Source organism: Pseudomonas sp. MF06569 (assembly GCF_059862735.1).
In genome coordinates this window covers 1-4,435 of the sequence record NZ_JCBCUZ010000058.1, presented here as the reverse complement: position 1 = coordinate 4,435, position 4,435 = coordinate 1, and the positions used below count along the sequence as shown (strand labels likewise).

At 60.2% G+C, this 4,435-nt stretch carries 3 protein-coding genes and 1 pseudogene; all 4 read right to left on the bottom strand.

The features are described 5' to 3' along the window. Positions 1-439 precede the first annotated feature (439 nt). Positions 440-1,174, bottom strand: a pseudogene (locus AC19YQ_RS24695) (STN domain-containing protein); the annotation flags it as partial. 156 nt (positions 1,175-1,330) lie between these two features. Then, complete coding sequence (locus AC19YQ_RS24690) at positions 1,331-2,308, bottom strand: FecR family protein (RefSeq protein ID WP_500596160.1); 978 nt, start codon at positions 2,306-2,308, stop codon at positions 1,331-1,333. 23 nt (positions 2,309-2,331) lie between these two features. Further along, the gene (locus AC19YQ_RS24685; RefSeq protein ID WP_500596159.1) at positions 2,332-2,826 is read right to left on the bottom strand and encodes a sigma-70 family RNA polymerase sigma factor; all 495 of its coding nucleotides are present in this window, start codon (positions 2,824-2,826) and stop codon (positions 2,332-2,334) included. 84 nt (positions 2,827-2,910) lie between these two features. Then, positions 2,911-4,230 carry an MFS transporter gene (locus AC19YQ_RS24680; RefSeq protein WP_219261238.1) on the bottom strand — a complete coding sequence of 440 codons (1,320 nt, stop codon included), beginning with the start codon at positions 4,228-4,230 and terminating at the stop codon, positions 2,911-2,913. Between the last annotated feature and the right edge of the window lie 205 nt (positions 4,231-4,435).

Here is a 4,435-nt window from a genome sequence, read left to right as displayed (position 1 = left end):
CAGGGTGAAGCCTTGAGCTTGACTGAGCTGAATGATCGCGCGCTCTTCAACGCTGAGTTCGGAATAGGACATAGGGGCAGCACCGTACCGGAAAGGTCAGGTGTTGCACTCAGTTTTCGCGGCCGCCTACTTATACCCGTGAAGCTATTTTTCGCTTTGCGGATATACACATTCCTACACCGTAGGAATTTACAACCACTATGTATCCTGCCACGATACATACTTGTATCTTTAAACCAAATAATGACCTTCACGGACATATATCCTACTCACACAGAGTAGAAAATACCGCCTATCTTTTCGTTGAGCTAAGCAGCCATAGGTTCAAGGATATATCTCCAAACCATTAGCTATCACCCACAGCCTCACCCCCCCTTCCATTATCACTCCGTTGGCTATTTCCGTATCCGGCCCCCAATCAGGCGAATGCAGAGCCTCCACCCGCTTGGCGACCTAGATCACAATTATTAGAAACAGCTAGACCCTGCGAAATCGGGGCCATCGACAACTGTGGCTGGCCATAGGGCGCAAACGCCGCCGGAATACCGTCGATCAACACGGTGGAGCGCGGCGACAGCCGCGAAGTCAAACCGCGTACGCCTACGTTCAGCGAGATATCGCTGCCGCCGGTACCGTTGGACGCCTGCACCTGCACCCCCGGAATACGCTTGAGCGCGTCACTGACGTTCATCGCGCCCTGCTCGACCATTGCCTCGCGACGCACCACCGTCCGGGCGCCCGGATGATTCTGCACCACCGCGTCATTGGCATCGCTCAGCCAGTTACCGACCACCTTCACATCCACCGGCCCCAGCTCCAGCGGGCCGGAAGGTGCGGCACTGACCGTTGGCGCCACCCCCAGGGTCACCGCATCGCCATCCAGCGCGTAGCTCAAGCCACTGCCCTGCAGCAACTGCGCCAGGGCCTGCTCGGGCGACAGGTTGCCATCGACCGCAGGCGCCTGCTTGCCCGCCACCAGTTGCGGGCTGAAAAACACCTGCAGCGAGGTCTGTTGAGCCAACTGGCTCAATGCGCCACCCAAGGGCTGGGACTGAATGTGAATGGCATTCGACCGGGATTGCCCGGCAAAGGCACCCGGCATCGCTGCGCTGACCGCCAGGGCCAACGCCAGCGGCAGCAAGCGCGTTCGGGGAATAGAAGCTGGAGTACTCAAAGGTGTTTCAAGCGAAAAAAGTCGCCCTCGAAAATTGTTGTTTTTCACGTCGAGTCTTGCCCTGTGGATCGCACTTGAGAGCGACTGTTAATGCAAACCAGTTGCAGTTGATCAAGAAGACGAAGAACTCGAAAAAAACCTGAATCGATTGCCCAATTATTTTCGGGCAATGATTTCCTGGCTGCCGTCTGCCCGCGCCCGGACAGCGACCGGCAGGATCTGTGGCAAGGCCTTGAGCAGCGCATCGGTGTCATCGGTTTTGAACACGCTGGACAACCTCAACCGGGCGATCGCCGGGGAACTCACGTGCACAGGCTTGTCGCGATAACGGGACACTTGCGCGGCCACTTCACCCAAGGTGGCGTCCTCAAACACCAATTGCCCCTTGCGCCAGGCCGTCAGCGTTCGAGTATTGACCGGCTGCACGGCAGCCACCTGCCCCTGCGCGTCGACGACCGTACCCAGCCCCGCCGTCAGGTTGACCGCTGCGTCCGGATTGGCACCCTGCACCCGCACATGCCCTGACTCCACCGCGATCCGAGCCTGGTCCCCCTCACGCAGCACATCAAAACGGGTACCGGTCACTGTCACCTGCCCGGCCCCGGCCTGAACCACAAACGGTCTGTCGGCATCCCGGGCCACGCTGAACATTCCCTCGCCCTGTTGCAGCTCGACCGTGCGCTGGCGGCGTTCGAAATTGACCCGTACCTGGCTGCGGCCATTGAGTTCAATGGATGAACCATCGGGCAAGGTCACTGTGCGCCGCTCGCCCATCGCCGTGGCGAACTCTGCCTGGTAGCCCGCTGAGGAGTGCAGCTGCATCCACAGACCCGCCCCGGCCACTGCAGCCACAACACTCGCGGCCAGCCCGTAAGCCAGAAACGAGCGACGCTCAAGCCTGGGTGCCGGCGCTTCGCACAACGCCTGCAGTCGGGCCTTGGGCAGCAGGTCGGCAGCGGACCACAGGCTGGCCAGCCATTGGTATTCCACTTCATGGCTGGCGTGCTGAGCAAGCCAGGCCTCGAATTCGGCCTGCTCGGCCACGCTCAGGGTTTGCGCTTGCACCCGCGCAAACCAGGTCGCGGCAGCATCGCGCACGCTCGCGCTGTCACACGTACAGTCACGTGTATCCATCATGCAATCCTTTACCGATGTCATCACGCAGGCCCCACACGTTCACGCAGATGGCGCAGGGTGCGGATCATATACTTTTCCACCATGTTCCTGGACAGCCCCAGGCGCTCGGCAATTTCGGCCTGGGTGAGGCCTTCGATCTTCTGCCAGACAAAGACTTTACGGCAATTGATCGGGAGTTCCTGCAGTGCCCTTTCAACCGACTCAGCCAACTGCAGGGCGCGCATGTACTGCTCCGGATCGCCGGTTTCGCCCGCCCCTGAAGCAGCACCTGCCTGCTCCTTGGCGTCGCGCAGTTCTTCACGACGAAAACCGTCCACCGCGATATTGCGTGCTGTCTGGTGCAAATACGCACGCGGTTGCTCGACCGCATCCAGATTGGATTCGAGCACGCGGACAAAAGTGTCATGGGCGAGGTCTTGGGCCTGCTGTCGGTTGCGCAGGCGCCGGGTCCAGGTTCCGATCAACTCTTCGTAATGGTCAAAGAAGCCCGTTTTACGGGGCACTTTCTGAGTCATCGCAGGGGACTACACAGGTGGGGCGCGAATAGTAATGCTTCCTATTAAAGCCAGCAATCACTGCGATGACAGAAGGTCAAACCCTTACATCTCGGCCTTGGCCAACAAGCGCTGTTCGACCTGAGTGGCACCGCTGGAACCATAGCGCCGGGCCGTGAGCAACCCGACCACCCCCATCACCCCGCAGAACGCCACGCACACCCACGGACTCCACGGCATCAGCGCGATCAGCAGCAACGGCGTGGTGCTGGCCCAGAGTGCGTAGGCGATGTTGTAGGTAAACGAAATGCCCGAGACGCGGATCGGCGCAGGAAACAGGCCAACCATCACCGACGGCACCACCCCGACAATCCCGCAGGTCAAACCGGCAAATGCATAGGCCAGGCCTGGCAGTGCCCACTGACCTACCAGGCTGGCGTACAACAGGCCGATACCCAGTGGCAGCAAAACGCTGTACAGCGCAATGCTGCGCCAGACGCCGATACGGTCGACGATCAGACCGGCCAGCACACAGCCGATATTCAAAAACACAATGCCCAGGCTGCTCAACGCAAAGGTGTGACTGGCAGTCATGCCAAAGCGTTGCTGCATCACGGTCGGCGTGATCACCACAAACACCACCACGGCGCTGGTAAGGACACAGGTCAGCAACGCCGCCGGCAGCAAAGACCCACGGTGATCACGCAAAACCGTGCGCAACGGGAACTCGGCCCGGCCTTCCTTACGCTCGCGCAGGGCCAAAAACACTGGGGTTTCACTGAGCCAGCGACGCAGCCACACGCCAATCACACCGAATACGCCACCGAGCAGGAAGGGAAAGCGCCAGGCGTAATCGAGGATTTCTGCTGGTGTGAACATCTGGGCGAGAAGCGTCGCGGTCAAGGCGCCAATCAAGTAGCCAAAGGTCAGCCCCGCTTGCAGGAAACCCAGGGCAAAGCCCCGGCGACCGGCCGGAGCGTGCTCGGCCACAAATACCCAGGCACTGGGCACCTCCCCCCCTACCGCCGCACCCTGCAGGATGCGCAGCGCCAACAGGATCAGCGGCGCGAAGTAACCGATATCCGCGTAAGTGGGCATGATCCCGATCAGCAGACAGGGCAGCGCCATCATCAGGATGCTCAGGCTGAAGACCCGCTTGCGTCCCAGATGGTCGGCAAAGTGCGCCATCAGAATCCCGCCCAACGGACGCGCCAGATAACCGGTCACGAAAATCCCGAAGCTTTGCAGCAAACGCAGCCATTCGGGCATGTCCGGCGGAAAAAACAGCTGGCTGAGGGTCAGGGCGAAGAACACGAAAATGATGAAGTCGTAAATTTCCAGCGCCCCGCCCAGGGCGGCAAGGCCCAGGGTTCTGTAGTCGGAACGGGAAAAACGCACCGTTGTGGCTTGAGTATCAGCAGACATAAATAGGCTCAATGTGAACTGGACACGCCTATGTTGGCGCTTGCGGTCGAGGGCGCGAGCATAGCAAATCCTGTAGAAACCACTGCAAAACCTGTGGGAGCGGGCTGGCTTGGGATGCGAACTGCTCGGTGTGACTGAGTCACCAAAGCACGGCCATCGCGAGCAAGCCCGCTCCCACACAGGCCCCCGCCCCCAGGCAACTACC